This is a genomic window from Nocardioides okcheonensis (assembly GCF_020991065.1).
GTDB classification, from domain to species: Bacteria; Actinomycetota; Actinomycetes; order Propionibacteriales; family Nocardioidaceae; genus Nocardioides; species Nocardioides okcheonensis.
Genome location: NZ_CP087710.1, coordinates 2,314,173 through 2,330,081 on the forward strand (window position 1 = coordinate 2,314,173; position 15,909 = coordinate 2,330,081).

Annotated in this window: 16 protein-coding genes; 8 read left to right on the forward strand and 8 right to left on the reverse strand. The window is 73.2% G+C overall.

Annotated features, from left to right (window positions below; translation table 11 throughout):
• The first annotated feature begins 4 nt into the window (after positions 1-4).
• From LN652_RS11250 to LN652_RS11260, 3 genes are all read left to right on the forward strand, one after another.
• Positions 5-442 carry a DoxX family protein gene (locus LN652_RS11250; protein WP_230440721.1) on the forward strand — a complete coding sequence of 146 codons (438 nt, stop codon included), beginning with the start codon at positions 5-7 and terminating at the stop codon, positions 440-442.
• Complete coding sequence (locus tag LN652_RS11255) at positions 439-1,650, forward strand: MFS transporter (RefSeq protein WP_230440722.1); 1,212 nt, start codon at positions 439-441, stop codon at positions 1,648-1,650. Before LN652_RS11250 ends, LN652_RS11255 begins: the two co-directional genes overlap by 4 nt.
• A 73-nt stretch (positions 1,651-1,723) precedes the next feature.
• A complete protein-coding gene (locus tag LN652_RS11260; protein WP_230440723.1) occupies positions 1,724-3,571 on the forward strand; it encodes a reprolysin-like metallopeptidase in 1,848 nt (615 codons plus the stop codon).
• 19 nt (positions 3,572-3,590) lie between these two features.
• On the opposite strand, the gene LN652_RS11265 is transcribed toward LN652_RS11260, so the two are convergent.
• From LN652_RS11265 to clpB, 3 genes are all read right to left on the reverse strand, one after another.
• Complete coding sequence (locus LN652_RS11265; RefSeq protein WP_230440724.1) at positions 3,591-4,427, reverse strand: CPBP family intramembrane glutamic endopeptidase; 837 nt, start codon at positions 4,425-4,427, stop codon at positions 3,591-3,593.
• Positions 4,428-4,491: 64 nt separating this feature from the next.
• Entirely contained in the window at positions 4,492-5,469 is a 978-nt protein-coding gene (locus tag LN652_RS22150) for a peptidoglycan-binding domain-containing protein (protein ID WP_407941490.1), read from the reverse strand.
• 151 nt (positions 5,470-5,620) lie between these two features.
• Positions 5,621-8,206, reverse strand: coding sequence for an ATP-dependent chaperone ClpB (clpB, locus tag LN652_RS11280; RefSeq protein ID WP_230440725.1), 2,586 nt, complete (start codon positions 8,204-8,206; stop codon positions 5,621-5,623).
• 196 nt (positions 8,207-8,402) lie between these two features.
• On the opposite strand from clpB, the gene LN652_RS11285 reads away from it, so the two are divergent.
• Positions 8,403-8,840: a hypothetical protein gene (locus tag LN652_RS11285; RefSeq protein WP_230440726.1), complete on the forward strand. Its 438-nt coding sequence runs from the start codon at positions 8,403-8,405 to the stop codon at positions 8,838-8,840.
• Here LN652_RS11285 and LN652_RS11290 read toward each other — a convergent pair.
• Positions 8,837-10,612, reverse strand: coding sequence for a sensor histidine kinase (locus LN652_RS11290; protein ID WP_230440727.1), 1,776 nt, complete (start codon positions 10,610-10,612; stop codon positions 8,837-8,839). The genes LN652_RS11285 and LN652_RS11290 overlap by 4 nt on opposite strands.
• Complete coding sequence (locus LN652_RS11295; protein WP_230440728.1) at positions 10,609-11,253, reverse strand: response regulator; 645 nt, start codon at positions 11,251-11,253, stop codon at positions 10,609-10,611. The genes LN652_RS11290 and LN652_RS11295 overlap by 4 nt, the downstream gene beginning before the upstream one ends.
• Before the next feature lie 154 nt (positions 11,254-11,407).
• On the opposite strand from LN652_RS11295, the gene LN652_RS11300 reads away from it, so the two are divergent.
• Entirely contained in the window at positions 11,408-11,803 is a 396-nt protein-coding gene (locus LN652_RS11300; RefSeq protein WP_230440729.1) for a hypothetical protein, read from the forward strand.
• A gap of 64 nt (positions 11,804-11,867) precedes the next feature.
• Here the strand turns inward: LN652_RS11300 and LN652_RS11305 are convergent, their stop codons facing one another.
• Both LN652_RS11305 and LN652_RS11310 read right to left on the reverse strand, forming a co-directional pair.
• Positions 11,868-12,143: a Fe-S cluster assembly protein HesB gene (locus LN652_RS11305; RefSeq protein WP_230440730.1), complete on the reverse strand. Its 276-nt coding sequence runs from the start codon at positions 12,141-12,143 to the stop codon at positions 11,868-11,870.
• Positions 12,144-12,231: 88 nt separating this feature from the next.
• Positions 12,232-12,732: a general stress protein gene (locus LN652_RS11310; protein ID WP_230440731.1), complete on the reverse strand. Its 501-nt coding sequence runs from the start codon at positions 12,730-12,732 to the stop codon at positions 12,232-12,234.
• Between the two features lie 505 nt (positions 12,733-13,237).
• Here LN652_RS11310 and LN652_RS11315 point away from each other — a divergent pair.
• From LN652_RS11315 to LN652_RS11325, 3 genes are all read left to right on the forward strand, one after another.
• Entirely contained in the window at positions 13,238-13,774 is a 537-nt protein-coding gene (locus LN652_RS11315) for a pentapeptide repeat-containing protein (protein WP_230440732.1), read from the forward strand.
• A 74-nt stretch (positions 13,775-13,848) separates the two neighbouring features.
• The gene (locus tag LN652_RS11320; RefSeq protein WP_230440733.1) at positions 13,849-14,694 is read left to right on the forward strand and encodes an aldo/keto reductase; all 846 of its coding nucleotides are present in this window, start codon (positions 13,849-13,851) and stop codon (positions 14,692-14,694) included.
• A 152-nt stretch (positions 14,695-14,846) separates the two neighbouring features.
• Positions 14,847-15,626, forward strand: coding sequence for a lysophospholipid acyltransferase family protein (locus tag LN652_RS11325; protein ID WP_230440734.1), 780 nt, complete (start codon positions 14,847-14,849; stop codon positions 15,624-15,626).
• Positions 15,627-15,632: 6 nt separating this feature from the next.
• On the opposite strand, the gene LN652_RS11330 is transcribed toward LN652_RS11325, so the two are convergent.
• Complete coding sequence (locus LN652_RS11330) at positions 15,633-15,890, reverse strand: hypothetical protein (RefSeq protein WP_230440735.1); 258 nt, start codon at positions 15,888-15,890, stop codon at positions 15,633-15,635.
• Positions 15,891-15,909: the final 19 nt, after the last annotated feature.

The following is a 15,909-nucleotide window of genomic DNA, read 5'->3' on the forward strand; positions in this document are numbered from 1 at the left end:
GGGCATGAAGGCCCAGACCCTCGGTCGCATCGTGCTCGGTGGCTTCATGGTCACCGCCGGCGTCCTGCACCTCACCACCCAGCGCCAGGAGTTCCAGGCCCAGGTCCCCGACTGGTTCCCGGTCGACGAGGACCTCACCGTCGTGGCGTCCGGCGTCGTCGAGATCGGGCTCGGCGCGGCGTTCGTCGCGCTCCCGAAGCACCGGCGCACCGTCGGCGCGCTGCTCGCCGCGTTCTTCGTGGCGATCTTCCCCGGCAACATCGCGCAGTACGTCGAGGGCACCGACGCGTTCGGCCTCGACACCGACCGCGCGCGGCTCACCCGGCTGTTCTTCCAGCCGGTGCTGGTCCTGGTGGCGCTGTGGGCCGGCGGGCTGCTCGGTCGCCGCCGTCCGGCCGTCGCCGAGGAGCAGCAGCGCGAAGAGGTAGAGACCGGGGAGTGAGCCGCTCCACCCGCAGCGCCCCCGCGCTGCCGGCGGAGATCCGCGTCCTGCTGGTCGCCGCCTTCCTGATCGCGGTCGGCTACGGCCTCGTCTCGCCCGTCCTCCCGGCCTACGCCCGCAGCTTCGACGTCGGCGTGGCGGCCGCGTCGGTCGTGGTCTCGGCCTTCGCCTTCTTCCGCCTCGTGTTCGCACCCGCCGGTGGTGCGCTGGTGCAGCGGCTCGGCGAGCGCCCGGTCTACCTCGTCGGCCTGCTCGTCGTCGCGGCGTCCTCGCTGGCGACCGCGTTCGCCCAGTCCTACGTCCAGCTGCTGGTGCTGCGCGGGCTCGGCGGCATCGGGTCGACGATGTTCACCGTCTCCGCGATGGCCCTGCTGGTGCGGCTCGCGCCGCCGGACATGCGGGGCCGGGTGTCGTCGGCCTACGCCAGCGCGTTCCTCGTCGGCGGCATGGTCGGCCCGGTGCTCGGCGGCGCGCTCGCCGGCTTCGGGCTGCGGACACCGTTCGTGGTCTATGCCGTGGCGCTCGTCGTCGCGGCCGCCCTCGTCGGGGTCCGCCTCGGCGGCACCCGGCTGCGCCCGGCGTCGACGGGCGGTCCGGCAGCACCGCCGATGCGGCTGCGCGAGGCGCTCGCCCACCGGACCTACGTCGCCGCGCTGGGGTCGGGCTTCGCCAACGGGTGGTGCAACTTCGGGGTCCGGGTCGCGGTGCTGCCGCAGCTGGCCGTGGCCGTGCACGACGACGCGTGGGTCGCCGGTGTCGCGCTCGCGCTGGCCGCCGCCGGCACCGCGCTCACCCTCCAGGTCTCGGGGCGGATCGCCGACTCGGTCGGCCGCCGCCCGCTGGTGGTGGTCGGTCTCGTGGTCACCGCGCTCTCGCTGGGCCCGTTGGGGCTCAGCTCATCCCTGACGGTGCTGCTCGTGCTCTCGGTCCTGTCGGGTGTCGGGGCCGGGCTGGTCAACCCCGGCCAGCAGGCCAGCGTCGCCGACGTGGTGGGCAGCGGTCGCAGCGGCGGCACCGTGCTGAGCAGCTTCCAGATGTCGCAGGACGCGGGCGCGATCCTCGGTCCGGTGCTGGTCGGGCTGGTGGCCGACGCCGCCGGCTTCGGGTGGGCGTTCGCCACCACCGCCCTCGTCAGCCTGCTCGCCGTGCCCCTCTGGCTGACCGCCCCTGAGACGCGGCCGGGCGCGATGTCGGCCACCTCGGGTTGAATCAGGCGCACCGAAGGGGTTTGCGCCCTCCGCCCACGGGGAGGAGGGCTCAGGAGAGAAGGGGGACTCCCACATGTCCATCAACAGGAAGCTCGCCGGCGTCGCCGGCATCTGCGCGGTCGCGCTGGCCGCCACGACGCCACCGCCGGTGGCCGTCGCCGCGCCCACCGGCGCCGACCGTCCGGTCCAGCTGCTCAGCGGGGGCTCGTCGATCGACGCCCGCAGCGCCATCCCGAACGGCGCGGTCCGCTCGCGCCCGACGACGCTCGACGACGCGGCGCTCGACGCCGCCCGTGCCGGCGACCGGCTCGGGTTCGCGCTCTTCGAGGACGCCGCGGTCACCGCGGTCGTCGACCGCCGCACCTCCTCCGGCGGCGTCACCGCCTGGGCCGGCCGGCTCGAGGGCGAGAAGGGCACCTTCAGCGCCGTCGAGGTGGGCGGGTTCCGCCACATCACCGTCTCCTCCGCCGAGGACGGCACCTACGAGGTCGCCAGCACCAAGGACGGCGACTACGTCGTCACCGAGGCCGGCCCGACGGTCGCCGAGGGCAAGGACGTGGTCGCCCCGCGCGACAGCCACGCCGACCACGCCCACGAGGCCGGAGACGCGGTGCAGGCGCGCCCCTCCTCCGGGAGCACCTCCGACGGCGCAGCCGCCGTCGCGAGCGACGCGTCCACGACCGTCGACATCGCGATCGTCTACCCCGCCTCGCTGCCCGCCCAGCTCGGCGAGGGCCCGATGCAGGCCCAGTTCGCCCAGGGCATCGCCCAGGCCAACCAGGCGTTCACCACGTCGGGCGTCGCGACCCAGCTGCGCCTGGTCGGCACCCGCCAGCTCGCGCAGCCGCAGCTGTCCAGCGTCCGCTCGGTCCTGTTCGCCATGCAGGACCCCGACGACGGGCTCTACGACGAGATCGCGGGCTACCGCGACGTGGTCCACGCCGACCTCGTCAGCATGTGGCTCTCCGGCAGCGACCCGGCGCGGGCGACGTGCGGCATCGGCTTCCTCGGCGGGAGCGGCGACGCCGAGAACGACGCGGCCAACGCCTTCACCGCGCTCTACGTCGACGGGTGCGCGACCTCGAACCTCACCTTCGCCCACGAGGTCGGCCACAACCTGAGCGCCGGCCACGACGCGGGCGCCTCGGAGGCCCCGCAGGGCAAGCCCTACGCCCGCGGCTACGTCGACGTCCCCGGCAACACGCTGACGATCATGGCCTACCCCACGACGTGCGACACCTGCGTCCGCACGCTCAACTTCTCCAACCCCAACCTGCTCGTCAACGGGCGCCCGCAGGGCACCACGGCGCCGGTCAACACGTTCAACGCCCAGGCGATCAACGAGCAGGTCCCGCTCGCGGCCAACTACCGCCAGTCGCAGATCTACCCCGGCGCGGTGGCGATCGGTGGTGCTGCCCGCTGGAAGGGCAAGGCCAGGGCGGTCACCGGCAGCTGGGCGCCGGCGGTCACGTTCGGCTACCAGTGGTTCCTCGACGGCGCCCCGGTCTCCGGCGCGACCTCGAGCACCTTCAAGCTCGGCCGCAAGTCGATCGGCAAGACCCTGAGCCTGCAGGTCTTCGGCTCGGCGCCGAACTACGCCACCGTCATCGCCGGCACCGCCCCGGTCGTGGTCGGCAAGGCGCAGTTCAAGACCCGCAAGCCCAAGCTCCGCGGCGTGCCGCGGGCCGGGCGCGTGCTGTCGGTGACGCTCAAGGGCTGGAAGCCCAAGCCGGCCACGAAGAGCGTCAAGGTCCGCTACCAGTGGATGAAGAACGGCAAGAAGATCAAGGGGGCCAAGAAGGCCACCTACCGCCTCCGGGCCAAGGACCGCGGGAAGAAGATCTCCGTCGTGGTCAAGGTGAAGAAGAAGGGCTACGCGACGACCAAGCGGTCGTCGAAGAAGGTCAAGGTCCGCCGCTGACCGCGCCTCGCCGGGCGGGTCACAGGGTCGGCAGCCAGTCGACCCGCCCGGCGAGCACGGCGTAGCCCACGAAGGCGCCCACGTCGAGCAGCGTGTGGGCCACCACGAACGGCATCACGCGCCCCCAGCGGCGGTAGAGCCAGCCGAACAGCAGCCCCATCGCGAGGTTGCCGACGAAGCCACCGAGCCCCTGGTAGAGGTGGTAGCTCCCGCGCAGCAGCGCCGCGAGGCCGATCGCCGCGGTGTCGCCGAAGCCGAGCTGGCGCAGCCGCACCAGCACGAAGCCGAGGACGACGTACTCCTCGAGCACCGCGTTCTGCGCGGCCGACAGCACCAGGACCGGCACCTGCCACCACTCGCCCGGCAGCGACTGCGCGACCACGGTGAGGTTGGTGCCGAGGGCGAAGGTCGCGAGGTAGAACACCACGCCGACCGACCCGACGCCGGCCGCCAGCCAGGCGCCGTTGCCGAGGTCGCGCCACGAGGCCCAGCGTCCGCCCCGGGCCCACACCTCCTGCAGCCGGGTCCCGGAGCGGACCAGCAGGTAGCCGGCGAGCGCGACCGGCACGAGCGCGAAGGCGATCCGCAGCAGCTGGTAGGTCAGGTCCAGCCACGGCCGGTCCGGGGCGAGGCTGTTGTTGAGGTTGGCCGCCTGCGACGACAGGGGTCCGGGGGCGGTGAGCGCGGAGACGATGCTCACCACGGAGTAGATCGCGGACCGGCCGAGCGACACCAGCAGGACGAGCGCGAGCTCGGTCCACAGCAGGGCCCTCGCCAGCTCCGGGATCCCGCCCGGCACGGGGGTGTCGCGCAGCCGCCACCACGGGCGGGCTGCGTCGGTCGTCGTCGAGGTCACCTGCCACAGCATCCCCCAACCGGCTGAGCACCGGCTGAGGGATGCCGCAGAAGTCAGGCAGTGATCAGTAGGTGTCGGCCAGCGTGCCAGCCAGCGACTCCCACTGCGCGTAGGCGTTCGGGCAGCAGGAGCGCTGCACCGCGTCGGCCGCGAGGGTCTTGCTCATCGACTCCCAGCCGGAGACGTCGAAGAGGCCACGGTTGGTCGTGTACGCCGACACGCCGAGGAAGCCCTGCGTCGCGTAGGTCGGGTTCACGCAGGCGGTGCCACCGGAGCACCACCCCTGGCTCGGGCGCTGCTGGAACAGCCCGAGCGAGTCGCGGTCGCCGAACTGGATGTTGCACAGCTTCGACTCCTGCATGGCCGTCATCAGCGCGATGACCTGCGCGTTGCGGTTGCCGCCGGCGCTGCGGGTGGTGGCGAGGATCGAGCGCACGTTGGTGACCTGCGCCGACGAGAGGCTCGACGCGGTGGTGCCGCCGGTGGAGTAGCAGAGCGTCTGGTCGCCGGCCTGGCTGTAGCCGAGCAGCTCCTGCCAGGTGGCGGTGTCGACGGTCCCGGTCTGGGACAGCCCGTGCCCGGCCTGGAAGCTGACGACCGCCGCGCGCGTCCCGGAGCCGAAGACCCCGTCGACGACCAGGTTCGCGCCGTACTTGTTGAGCTGGGTCTGCGCCGCCTTCACCGCGTTGGTGTCGGTCGAGCCCTGGCCGACGGTGACGACCAGCCGCGGCCAGGTGCCGCTGCCGGCGATCCCGTCGGCCGGGCTGATCCCGGCCGCGGACTGGAAGGCCTTGAGGTTCGCCGTCGTGCCGCTGCCGAAGGCGCCGTCGGCGGTGGTGGCGTAGCCGCGCGAGGTCAGCAGGTACTGCAGCGCCATCGCGTTGTTGTTGCGGGCCTGGCCGGCCTTCGTCACCGGCCACGCGCTGGCGGCCTGGGCGGGGGCGGCGCCCAGCACCAGGGCCGCGGCGAGCAGCAGGGCGACGAGGGCGGCGAGCGGCGTACGCCCGGCGCGGGCGCGCGCGGGCAGGGTCGGACGATGCATCGTGGTACTCCCGAGAGAAGGTGCCCGACCATCCCGAGCGGCCGGGCGCGTGGACCGACTGTAACGCCGGGTTACGCGCGGCACGCACCCCGGTACACGTGGTGGGTACAACCGGCAACCCGGCGTTACAGCCTGAGCTCCGGGCATGCGGTCAGACCGTCAGCGCCAGCCCGTCCTCGCCCACGTCCACCGTGACCGCGCCGCCGTCGGTGACGTCACCGGCGATCAGCAGCCGCGCCAGCGGGTCGCCGATGGCCGACTGGATCAGCCGGCGCAGGGGGCGCGCACCGTAGGCCGGGTCGAAGCCGGTCTCGGCCAGCCAGGACCGCGCCGCCTCGGTCACCGAGATGGTGATCCGCCGCACCGCCAGCCGCTTCTCGAGCAGCGCGAGCTGGAGGTCGACGATGTGGGCCAGGTCGTCCTTCGACAGCGCGTCGAACATGACGACCTCGTCGAGCCGGTTGAGGAACTCGGGCTTGAAGTGCGAGCGCACGACCCCCATCACGGACTCCTTCTTCACCTCCGGCTCCAGCAGCGGGTCGACCAGGAAGGTCGAGCCGAGGTTGGAGGTGAGGATCAGCAGGGTGTTGCGGAAGTCGACCGTACGGCCCTGGCCGTCGGTCAGCCGGCCGTCGTCGAGGACCTGCAGCAGGACGTCGAAGACCTCGGGGTGCGCCTTCTCCACCTCGTCGAGCAGCACGACGCTGTAGGGGCGGCGGCGGACGGCCTCGGTGAGCTGGCCGCCCTCGTCGTAGCCGACGTAGCCGGGAGGGGCGCCGACCAGCCGCGAGACGGAGTGCTTCTCGCCGTACTCGCTCATGTCGATGCGCACGATCGCGCGCTCGTCGTCGAACAGGAAGTCCGCGAGCGACTTGGCGAGCTCGGTCTTGCCGGTGCCGGTGGGGCCGAGGAAGAGGAACGAGCCGGTGGGCCGGTTCGGGTCGGCGATGCCGGCGCGCGAGCGGCGTACGGCGTCGCTGACCGCGGCGACCGCGTCGCGCTGGCCGATCAGCCGCTCGCCGATGACGGACTCCATCTCGAGCAGCTTGGCGGTCTCCCCCTGGAGCATCTTGCCGGTGGGGATGCCGGTCCATGCCTCGACGACGTCGGCGATCTGCTCGGCGCCGACCTCCTCGCCGACCAGCGGCTCGAGGTCGACGGCCTCGGCCTGCTCGACCTCCGCGATCTGCTTCTCGAGCGCGGGGATCCTGGCGTAGTTGATCTCCGACGCGCCGGCCAGGTCGCCCTCGCGCAGCCGCTTGTCGGCCTCGACCTTGAGCGCGTCGAGCTGGCGGCGCAGCTCGCCCTCGCCCTGGAGCTGGTCCTTCTCCCGCTCCCAGCGGGTCTCGAGGCCGCGGAGCTCCTCCCCCTTGTCGGCGAGGTCCTTGCGCAGCGCCTCGAGCCGCTCGACCGACGCGTCGTCGGTCTCCTTGGCCAGCGCGAACTCCTCCATCTTGAGCCGCTCGACGCGGCGACGGAGCTGGTCGATCTCCTCCGGAGAGGACTCGTGCTCCATCCGCAGGCGGGACGCGGCCTCGTCGATCAGGTCGATGGCCTTGTCGGGCAGCTGGCGGCCGGTGATGTAGCGGTCGGACAAGGTGGCGGCCGCCACCAGCGCGGCGTCGGTGATCCGGACGCCGTGGTGGGCCTCGTACTTCTCCTGGATGCCGCGCAGGATCTGGATGGTGTCCTCGACGCTCGGCTCGCCGACGAAGACCTGCTGGAAGCGGCGCTCGAGCGCGGGGTCCTTCTCGATCCGCTCGCGGTACTCGTCGAGCGTGGTCGCGCCGATCATGTGCAGCTCGCCGCGCGCCAGCATCGGCTTGAGCATGTTGCCGGCGTCCATCGCGGAGTCGCCGCCGGCCCCCGCCCCGACGACCGTGTGCAGCTCGTCGATGAAGGTGATGACCTGGCCGCCGGCGTCCTTGATCTCCTCCAGCACGGCCTTGAGCCGCTCCTCGAACTCGCCGCGGTACTTCGCTCCGGCCACCATCGCGGCGAGGTCCAGCGACAGCACGCGCCGGCCCTTGAGCGAGTCGGGCACGTCGCCGGTGACCACGCGCTGGGCGAGGCCCTCCACGACCGCGGTCTTGCCGACGCCGGGCTCGCCGATGAGCACGGGGTTGTTCTTGGTGCGGCGCGACAGCACCTGGATGACGCGGCGGATCTCCGCGTCGCGTCCGATGACGGGGTCGAGCCGCCCGTCCTCGGCCGCCTTCGTCAGGTCGACGGAGAACTTCTCGAGCGACTCGTACGACGCCTCCGCGCTCTCGCTGGTGACGCGCCGGTTGCCGCGGACGGCGGTGATCGCCTCGCGCAACCCGTCGGCGGAGAGGCCGGCGTCGGTGAGCACCTTCTGGGCGGGGGACTCGACGGTCGCGATCGCGACGAGGAGGTGGTCGGTCGCCACGAACTCGTCCTTCATCGACCCGGCGAGGTCGAGCGAGGAGGCGAGCACGCGGGTGAGCGACGCGGAACCGCTGGGCTGCTGGACGGTGGAGCCGGTCGCCCGCGGGAGCTGCTGCTGGACGCGCTCGGCCTGGGCCAGCAGCACGGTCGGGTCGATCCCCGCCTTCTGCACCAGGCTCCGGGTCGCGCCGTCCTCCTGCTTGAGCAGGGCGACGAGCAGGTGGATCGGCTCGGTGTGGGTGTTGCCACCCGTGGTCGCGGCGAGCTGCGCCGCCTCGACGACCTCGCGGCTGCGGGTCGTGAACTTCTCGGCACCGAACGTGCTCAACTCAACTCCTCCGTGTCTGCTGCGACGGACGGCGCTCGCGCCCCCGTCCGGGTCCACTCTGGTCCCATCTGGTCCAACGCGCGAGAAGTTGAGTCGATTCCCCTCAACTTCGAGGAGGTGGTGTCGTCGCGCCCGGCCGGCGGGTTGAGCACCCGTGCTCACCCGTCTCGGTCCCGACGATGCCTAGGTTCGGGGCATGACCACCCTCCCCGGCCGGTCCGTCTGGACCGCCGCTCTCGCCGCCGCCGCCGCCCTCGTCGCGTGGTCCGGCACCGCCGCCGCGCTCGTCGTCGCCCCGGGCGTCACCCTGCTCGGGGGCGACACCTACGACACCGAGTTCATCGACGGCCCGTTCTACCTCGCGGCAGCACTGCTCTCCCTCGGGCTCGTCGCAGTGATAGCGGCGTGGTCCTGGCGCTGGGCTGTCGCCGGTCTGCTCGCCAGCGTGGGCGCACTGACGTGGGGAGCCTCCGTGTGCGTCCGGCGCTACGCCGAGTCCGGCTGGGGCGACGGCCTGGAGGTCCTCGTGTACGTCGTGCCGCTCGGCGTCGCGATCACCGGCCTCGGGCTCGTCGCGCTCATCCGGTGGCTGGGGCGGCGGGGCCGCAAGGTCACTGGAGCGGCGGGCCGCTAGGTCGGTCGCTCCGCTCCACCGTCGCCCAGCGGGATCGACGCCTCGACCGCCCCGCCGTGCGCCGTCGCCCCCGCGGTCAGCGTCCCACCGACCTGCGCCGAGCGTTCGCGCATCGACGCCAGCCCCACCCCGGGCACCCACCCTGCCGCCGACGGGCCGTCGTCCCGCACGTCCAGCGTCAGGCGTCCGGCATCGACGCGGATCGACACCGCGGCACGGGACGCGGCCGCGTGGCGCACGACGTTGGTCAGCGCCTCGACCACGATCCGGTAGGCCGCGACCTCGGTCGCCGCGGACAGCCTCGGGAGCGGCGCCGGCACGTCGACGGTCACCGGCAGCGGCACGCCCGAGGCCGAGTGGAGCGTCGCGGCGTGCTGCCGGATCGCCCCCTCGAGCCCGAGCTCGTCGAGCGCCGGCGGGCGCAGTCCCTCGACCAGGCGCCGGATCTCGGTGATCGCGTCCGCGGTCGTCGCGCGCAGCTGGGTGAGCAGCTCCTCGGCGCGGTCCGGGTCGGAGCGCACCTGGTTGCGCGCGGCGTCGGTCGCGAACGCGACACCGCTGAGCGTCGGGCCGAGGCCGTCGTGCAGGTCGCGCCGCAGCCGGCGGCGCTCCTCCTCGACCGCCGACACGACCGCCTCCCGCGAGCGCTGGAGGTCGTGGGTCATCTGCTGCGCCCGCAGCGTCTGGGCCAGCAGCGGGGCGACGATCCGCAGCACGTCCTCGTCGGCGGCCGACAGCGCCAGGTCGCCGGCGCGCAGGCCGACGACGACCTCGCCCACCTCGTCGGCGCCGAGGCGCAGCGGCAGCACCCGCGTGTGGGTCACCTCGGTGCCCGACGACGCGAGCTCGGCGCCGCCCGAGCGGATGCTGGCGTACGGCAGCACGAGCGCCTCCCGCACGGCAGCGAGCGCGAGCGTCGGGTCGTCGCCGATCCGGTCCGCGAGCGAGGTCGCCGCGGCCAGCGGGTCGGGCCGGTCGCCGAAGAGGAGCCGGTCGACCACCCCGCGCAGCAGCACCTGCAGAGGCCGCACCCCGAAGGCCAGCAGGGCGCACAGCACCACGACGGGCGTCACGGCGAGCGGCTCGCCCTGCAGCGCCTCCGCGGTCGAGGTGAGGCCGAGCGCCACGGACAGGTTCACCACGACCACGCTGGCGGCGACCACCGCCCGCGTGACCAGGCCGCGGACGTCGACGAGGTCCGGTCGCACCACCCCGACCACCATCGCGACCGGCCCCACCACCACGAGCACCAGGAAGACCACGCCGAGCGCTGCGAAGCTCCCGGCACCGGCCGACTCGGCGAGCAGCCCCGCGGCCGCGACCACCACGCCGACGCCGATCCAGGCCAGCGAGCACCATGCCAGCGCCCGCCGGTCCTCGGCGTCGCCCTGCTCGTAGGCCCACCAGGCGTGCAGCAGCAGCGAGACGACGAGCACGTACGCCATCGGGTCGGCCGCCCGGTCCCACACCACGCTGAGGACGCCGGCCGCCCCCACCGTGACGAGCAGCACGAACGACACGGGCTCTCGCCACGAGAGGCGGGGGTAGGCCAGCACGGCCAGCGGCAGCAGGAGGAAGGCAGCGAGCCGGAAGACCGGCGGCGCAGCACCGTCGAGGTCGAGGAGGACCGCCGCGCAGCCGAGCAGGACCGCGACGCCACCGAGCACGAGGCAGCAGGCGGAGGCGCGCGAGCGCCCCGCCTGCCAGACCATCCAGCCGGCGACCGTCGTCACGACCCCGAGGAGCACGGCGGCAGCGAGCACCGCCGTCACGACCCACCCAGCCCTTCCCGCCTCGCCCGGACGATCGCGGCGGAACGGTCGGCGACCGCGAGCTTCACGAAGATCGACGAGATGTGGTTGGCGACCGTCTTCGGGGAGAGGAAGAGCCGGTCGGCGATCGCCTGGTTGCGCTCGCCGGCGGCCATCAGGTCGAGGACCTGCCGCTCGCGCGCGGTCAGCTCGGGGAAGGGCTCCGCGACCGGCGGCGGCGCCGCGAAGTAGCCGAGGACGCGCTGCGCGACGCCGGGGCTGAAGATCGCCTCCCCGGCGACGACGGCGCGGATCGCCCGGTCGATCTCGGCCTGGGACGCGCCCTTGAGGAGGTAGCCCTGGGCGCCGGCACGCATCGCCCCGAAGACGGTGTCGTCGTCGTCGAACATCGTCAGCACCAGCACCGCGACGCCCTCGGCCGCCTCACGGATCCGACGCGTCGCCTCCAGCCCGTCGATGCCGGGCATCCGGATGTCCATCAGCACCACGTCCGGGCGGGTCAGCACCACCTCCCGCACCCCCGCCTCCCCGTCGACGGCCTCGCCCACGACCTCGAAGTCGGGCAGCGAGTCCAGCAGCGCGCGCAGGCCGCCCAGCACGACCGGGTGGTCGTCGACCAGCACGACGCGGATCGGGTCCATGGCCTCATCGTCCTGCCTGGAGGGTGTCCTTGACCCGGTATCCTGCTCCTACCCGAACCAGGATTCCTCCCTGATGATGGGGAACGTACGCCGATCCCGGGCGGCGCGCACGGCACGACTCTGGAGGCACCACCACCCGAGAAGGAGTCCGACCATGACCGCCACCGCCGCACCGACCGCCTCCGCCCCCGCGACCTGGAGCACGAAGAACAAGGTGGGGCTCGGCCTCGCGCTCTTCTACGCCGTCACGAACCTCCCGGCCGCCTTCATGCCGCCCGACACCGGCGACCAGGCCGGCCCGCCGATGGCGATCCTCTGGGTCTGCACCGTCCTGTCGGCGATCGCCCTCGTCGCCTGCGTCGTCGCGTGGCGCACCGGCAACCGGGCCGCCGCTCGGTTGGCCGTCGGCAGCCTCGTGGTGGTGACGCTGACCTCGCTGCCCGCGTTCTTCGTCGACGTACCGGCCGCGATCAAGATCCTCGTGGCCGCCGGCGTGGTGTTCACGCTGCTGTTCAGCGTGCTGGTCCTCTCGCCCGCCAAGCGGGGCTGACACGCGCCGGAGCCCCGGACCTCCGTGGGGAGGGTCCGGGGCTCCGGCGTGGGGCGTTCGTGCGTCAGGCCTGCTGGCCGAGGGCGAACTGGATGTTGCCCTCCGCGTCGACGGTGCCGTCGAGCACCTTGTCGTCCAGCAGCGCGGACGCCGTCTGGTCGACGAAGACGGTCGCGCCGTCCTGCTCGATGACCTGGTCGTCGGCGACGGCCTGGTCGGCGGGCGAGACGGAGAGTCCCTGCCCGTCGGGCTCGGCGGCGATCCGGAGCGCCGAGATCTCCGGCACCTCCTGGGTCAGCTGCTTGACGATCTCGGTCACGTTCTCGGTGAGAGCAAGCATCGGCTCTCCTTCCGACATGGCGGATGTGTCCCCTCCACCATCGCGCGGACCGCCGCAGGGATCAAACCGGGCACCCGCCGCGAGGTGGTCAGGCGAACGGGTCGGGCAGCGCGCCCGGGAGGCCGGCCAGGAGCTCGCGCGCCTGCGCGACGTGCTTGTTCTCCACCAGCACCTCGTACCGGGTGGCCACCACCTGGGTGACCGAGGAGAAGTCGCGCTGGCCGCGGGTGAAGGCGTAGCCGATGAGCGCCCACACCAGGCCGAAGGACGCACCCATGAGGGCGGTGCTCAGCAGCACCGCCAGCAGCGCCTCGTTGGTGAACAGCACGAAGACCAGGCCGATGAAGACGCCGAGCCACAGGCCCGACAGGATCCCGCCGACCGCGACCTTCGACCAGGTCAGCCGGCCCGTGATCCGCTCGATCCGCTTGAGGTCGGTGCCGACGATCATCACCTGGTCGACGGGGAAGTCCGCGTCCGCGAGGAAGTCGACGCTCTTCTGCGCCTTGGCGTAGTCGTCGTAGACCGCCAGCGACTGCGGGAACTGCAGCTTGAGCGGGGAGGCGGGGTTCAGGCCCGGGGTCGACATGGGACCACGATACGACCAGGCACACGCCGTGACCCCGCGCGCGACCTTGCCGGAATCCAGCAGCAACCTTGACGCCAGCCACGGAGACCGCCGGCGGTCCGCGCCCGACAGTGGACGGATGGGGAAGTACGTGTTCGACAACCGGGTCATCGGGGCGCTGTTCGTCGCGCTCTGCGTCGTCAACGCGCTCGCGATCCAGTACGGCTTCTACTGAGCCGCCGCAGTCGCTGTCGGCGCGACGTGGCAGCATCCGGCGGGTGCCGCCTCCCGAGCTGACCTCCGACTGCTCGCGCTGCTTCGGGCTGTGCTGCGTGCTGATGCCGTTCGCCGCGTCGTCCGGGTTCGGGGTCGACAAGCCCAGCGGCACCCCGTGCCTCAACCTCGCCTCCGACGACTCGTGCTCGATCCACGCCACGCTGCGTGAGGACGGCTGGCCGGGCTGCACGGTCTTCGAGTGCTTCGGCGCCGGGCAGCAGGTCTCCCAGGTGACCTACGACGGCGTCTCGTGGCGCGAGCAGGACAACCTCGGCGAGATGGCGGCCACCTTGTCGGTGATGCGCCAGCTCCACGAGGTCCTCGTCCACCTGGCGGAGGTCGCCCGACGCTCCCCCGACGCGGACGCCGCCCGGGCGGCCACCGAGGTCGAGGCGCTCACCGCGGCCGCGCCGGTCGACCTCCTCACCTTCGACCTCGACGGGCTCCACCTGCGCGTCGCGCGCCCTGCTCGGCGCCGCCAGCGCCCGCCTGCGGAGGGGATCCCCGGCGCCGCCGACCGCACCCACGCCGACCTCGCCGGCCGCGACCTGCGCGGCGACCGGCGGGGCTGGTCGTTCCGCGGGCGCTGCCGATCGCGGCCGATCTGCGCGACGCCGACCTCCGGCTCGCCGACGTCCTCGGCGCCGACCTGCGCGACGCCGACGTCCGCGGCGCCGACCTGTCCACCGCACTGTTCCTCACCCAGCCCCAGCTCAACGCCGCCCGCGGCGACGGCCGTACGCAGCTCCCGGACCACCTCACCCGCCCGCGCCACTGGCGGGCGTGAGGTCCGCCACCCCTGCGGGCGGGACTCGCGGACCGGCCGGAATAACGCCCCCGGCGTGTCGTGCTGTGCCTGGCATGACCGTTCCCAGCATCAAGCTCAACGACGGCACGACGATCCCGCAGCTCGGCTTCGGCGTGTTCCAGATCGACCCCGCCGACACCGTCGAGGCCGTGACCACGGCCCTCGAGGTCGGCTACCGCCACATCGACACCGCGGAGATGTACGGTAACGAGAAGGAGGTCGGCGAGGCGCTGCGCTCCTCCGGGATCGCGCGCGAGGAGGTCTACGTGACCTCCAAGCTCAACAACGGCTTCCACCGCCCCGAGGACGCCGAGCGCGCGTTCGAGAAGACGCTCTCCGACCTCGGCCTGGACAAGATCGACCTGTTCCTCGTCCACTGGCCGCTGCCCACCCGCTACGACGGCGACTTCGTCTCCACCTGGCGCACCATGGCCTCCTTCGTCGAGGACGGCCGCGCCGCGTCGGTCGGCGTCTCCAACTTCCAGCCCGCCCACCTGCAGCGGATCGTCGACGAGACCGGCGTCGTGCCGGTGATCAACCAGGTCGAGGTGCACCCCTACTTCACCAACGAGGAGGTGCGCGCGGCCAACGCCGAGCACGGCATCGCCACCGAGGCGTGGTCGCCGATCGCGCAGGGCGGCGTCCTCGACGACCCGGTGATCTCCGAGATCGCCGAGGCCAAGGGCAAGTCGACCGCGCAGGTCACCCTGCGCTGGCACATCGAGCGCGGCGACATCGTCTTCCCGAAGTCGGTCACCCGCAGCCGCGTGGAGGACAACTTCGACCTCTTCGACTTCTCCCTCACCGACGACGAGGTCGCCCGGATCTCCGCTCTCGACAAGGGCGAGGCCGGCCGCACCGGCCCGAACCCCGACACGTTCGACTACATCCCCGACTGACGCCGGTCAGCGCGGACCCGCGAAGGGCCCGGTCCCCCTGGGGGCCGGGCCCTTCGGCCGTCCTGACCCACCGGTGATGGCTCACCCGCGCAACGCGACCTGAGTGCGCATACGCACGCGCGGCGGCCGGTCGGTGGCCCAGACTCCGTCGCATGGACACCAGCACCTGGCAGCGGCCCGGTCTCCGCGCCGCACTCCTGTACGCCTTCGCCGCCGGTCTGCTCGGCACCGTCGTCTCCGCGGTCAGCCGCCTCGAGCTCACCCGCCGCGCCGTCCCCCAGCGCGACCTGCCGGACGGCCCGCTCATCGTGGTCGCCAACCACACCAGCTTCGCCGACGGCATCCTGCTCGCCCTCGTGGGCCGTCGGCTCGGCCGCTCGCTGAGGCTGATGGCCACCGGCGGCGTCTTCCGCTCCGGCCTCGTCGGACCGGTCGTGCGCCGGCTCGGCTTCATCCCCGTCCAGCGCGGCACCGCTGCCGCCGCCGGCGCGCTGGACGCCGCGGCCGACGCGCTCGCCGCGGGCGAGGCCGTCGGGCTGTTCCCCGAGGGCCGGATCACCCGCGACCCGCAGCGCTGGCCCGAGCGGTCCAGGACCGGCGCCGTGCGCCTCGCGCTGCGGACCGGCGCCCCGCTCGTCCCGGTCGCGATGGTCGGGGCGGAGCGGGTCGTCGACCGCACCGGCATCGTCACCCGGCTGCTGCGCAACACCGTCCTGCGACCGCGGGTCACGGTCGCCGTCGGCGAGCCCGTCGACGTACGCCGCCTGGCCGGCCTGAACGACGACCGGGCAGGCGACCAGCCCGTCGACGACGCGACGGTGCGTCGGGTCGCAGACGAGGTGATGGCGCTGCTGGTGGCGCAGGTCGCCGAGCTGCGCGGAGAGGCCGCGCCCCACCCGACCGGTGTGCCGGAGGAGGCGCTCAGCGCCTGAGTCGGCTCACGAGTAGCGGTGGCTCTTCGCCGCGTGGCCCTTCTCGCGGGTGCAGGTGCGGCCGCTCATGTTGCGGTGGCCGCACAGCTCGTCCGTCGCCTCGGCGGCCGCGGGCGCGGCGGCAGGCTTGGCCCGAGCCGCCGGCGTCCGCTCCGCCGGGGGCGAGACCGGGGCCGGCCGCCGCGCGGGCGCCTGAGCCGCTCGCTTCTGGGCCTCGGCGTAGCGGGCCTCGCGCATCGCGCGCAGGGCGTTCTCCTTGCTCATCGCTCACTCACCCCTCGAC

Bases quoted from the DNA above. Each gene is read 5' to 3' on its own strand.
- LN652_RS11250 (WP_230440721.1), top strand. From the start codon at position 5: ATGAAGGCCCAGACCCTCGGTCGCATCGTGCTCGGTGGCTTCATGGTC.
- LN652_RS11260 (WP_230440723.1), top strand. From the start codon at position 1,724: ATGTCCATCAACAGGAAGCTCGCCGGCGTCGCCGGCATCTGCGCGGTC.
- LN652_RS22150 (WP_407941490.1), bottom strand. From the start codon at position 5,469: ATGCATCGTCCGACCCTGCCCGCGCGCGCCCGCGCCGGGCGTACGCCG.
- LN652_RS11285 (WP_230440726.1), top strand. From the start codon at position 8,403: ATGACCACCCTCCCCGGCCGGTCCGTCTGGACCGCCGCTCTCGCCGCC.
- LN652_RS11295 (WP_230440728.1), bottom strand. From the start codon at position 11,253: ATGGACCCGATCCGCGTCGTGCTGGTCGACGACCACCCGGTCGTGCTG.
- LN652_RS11300 (WP_230440729.1), top strand. From the start codon at position 11,408: ATGACCGCCACCGCCGCACCGACCGCCTCCGCCCCCGCGACCTGGAGC.
- LN652_RS11305 (WP_230440730.1), bottom strand. From the start codon at position 12,143: ATGCTTGCTCTCACCGAGAACGTGACCGAGATCGTCAAGCAGCTGACC.
- LN652_RS11310 (WP_230440731.1), bottom strand. From the start codon at position 12,732: ATGTCGACCCCGGGCCTGAACCCCGCCTCCCCGCTCAAGCTGCAGTTC.
- LN652_RS11320 (WP_230440733.1), top strand. From the start codon at position 13,849: ATGACCGTTCCCAGCATCAAGCTCAACGACGGCACGACGATCCCGCAG.
- LN652_RS11325 (WP_230440734.1), top strand. From the start codon at position 14,847: ATGGACACCAGCACCTGGCAGCGGCCCGGTCTCCGCGCCGCACTCCTG.
- LN652_RS11330 (WP_230440735.1), bottom strand. From the start codon at position 15,890: ATGAGCAAGGAGAACGCCCTGCGCGCGATGCGCGAGGCCCGCTACGCC.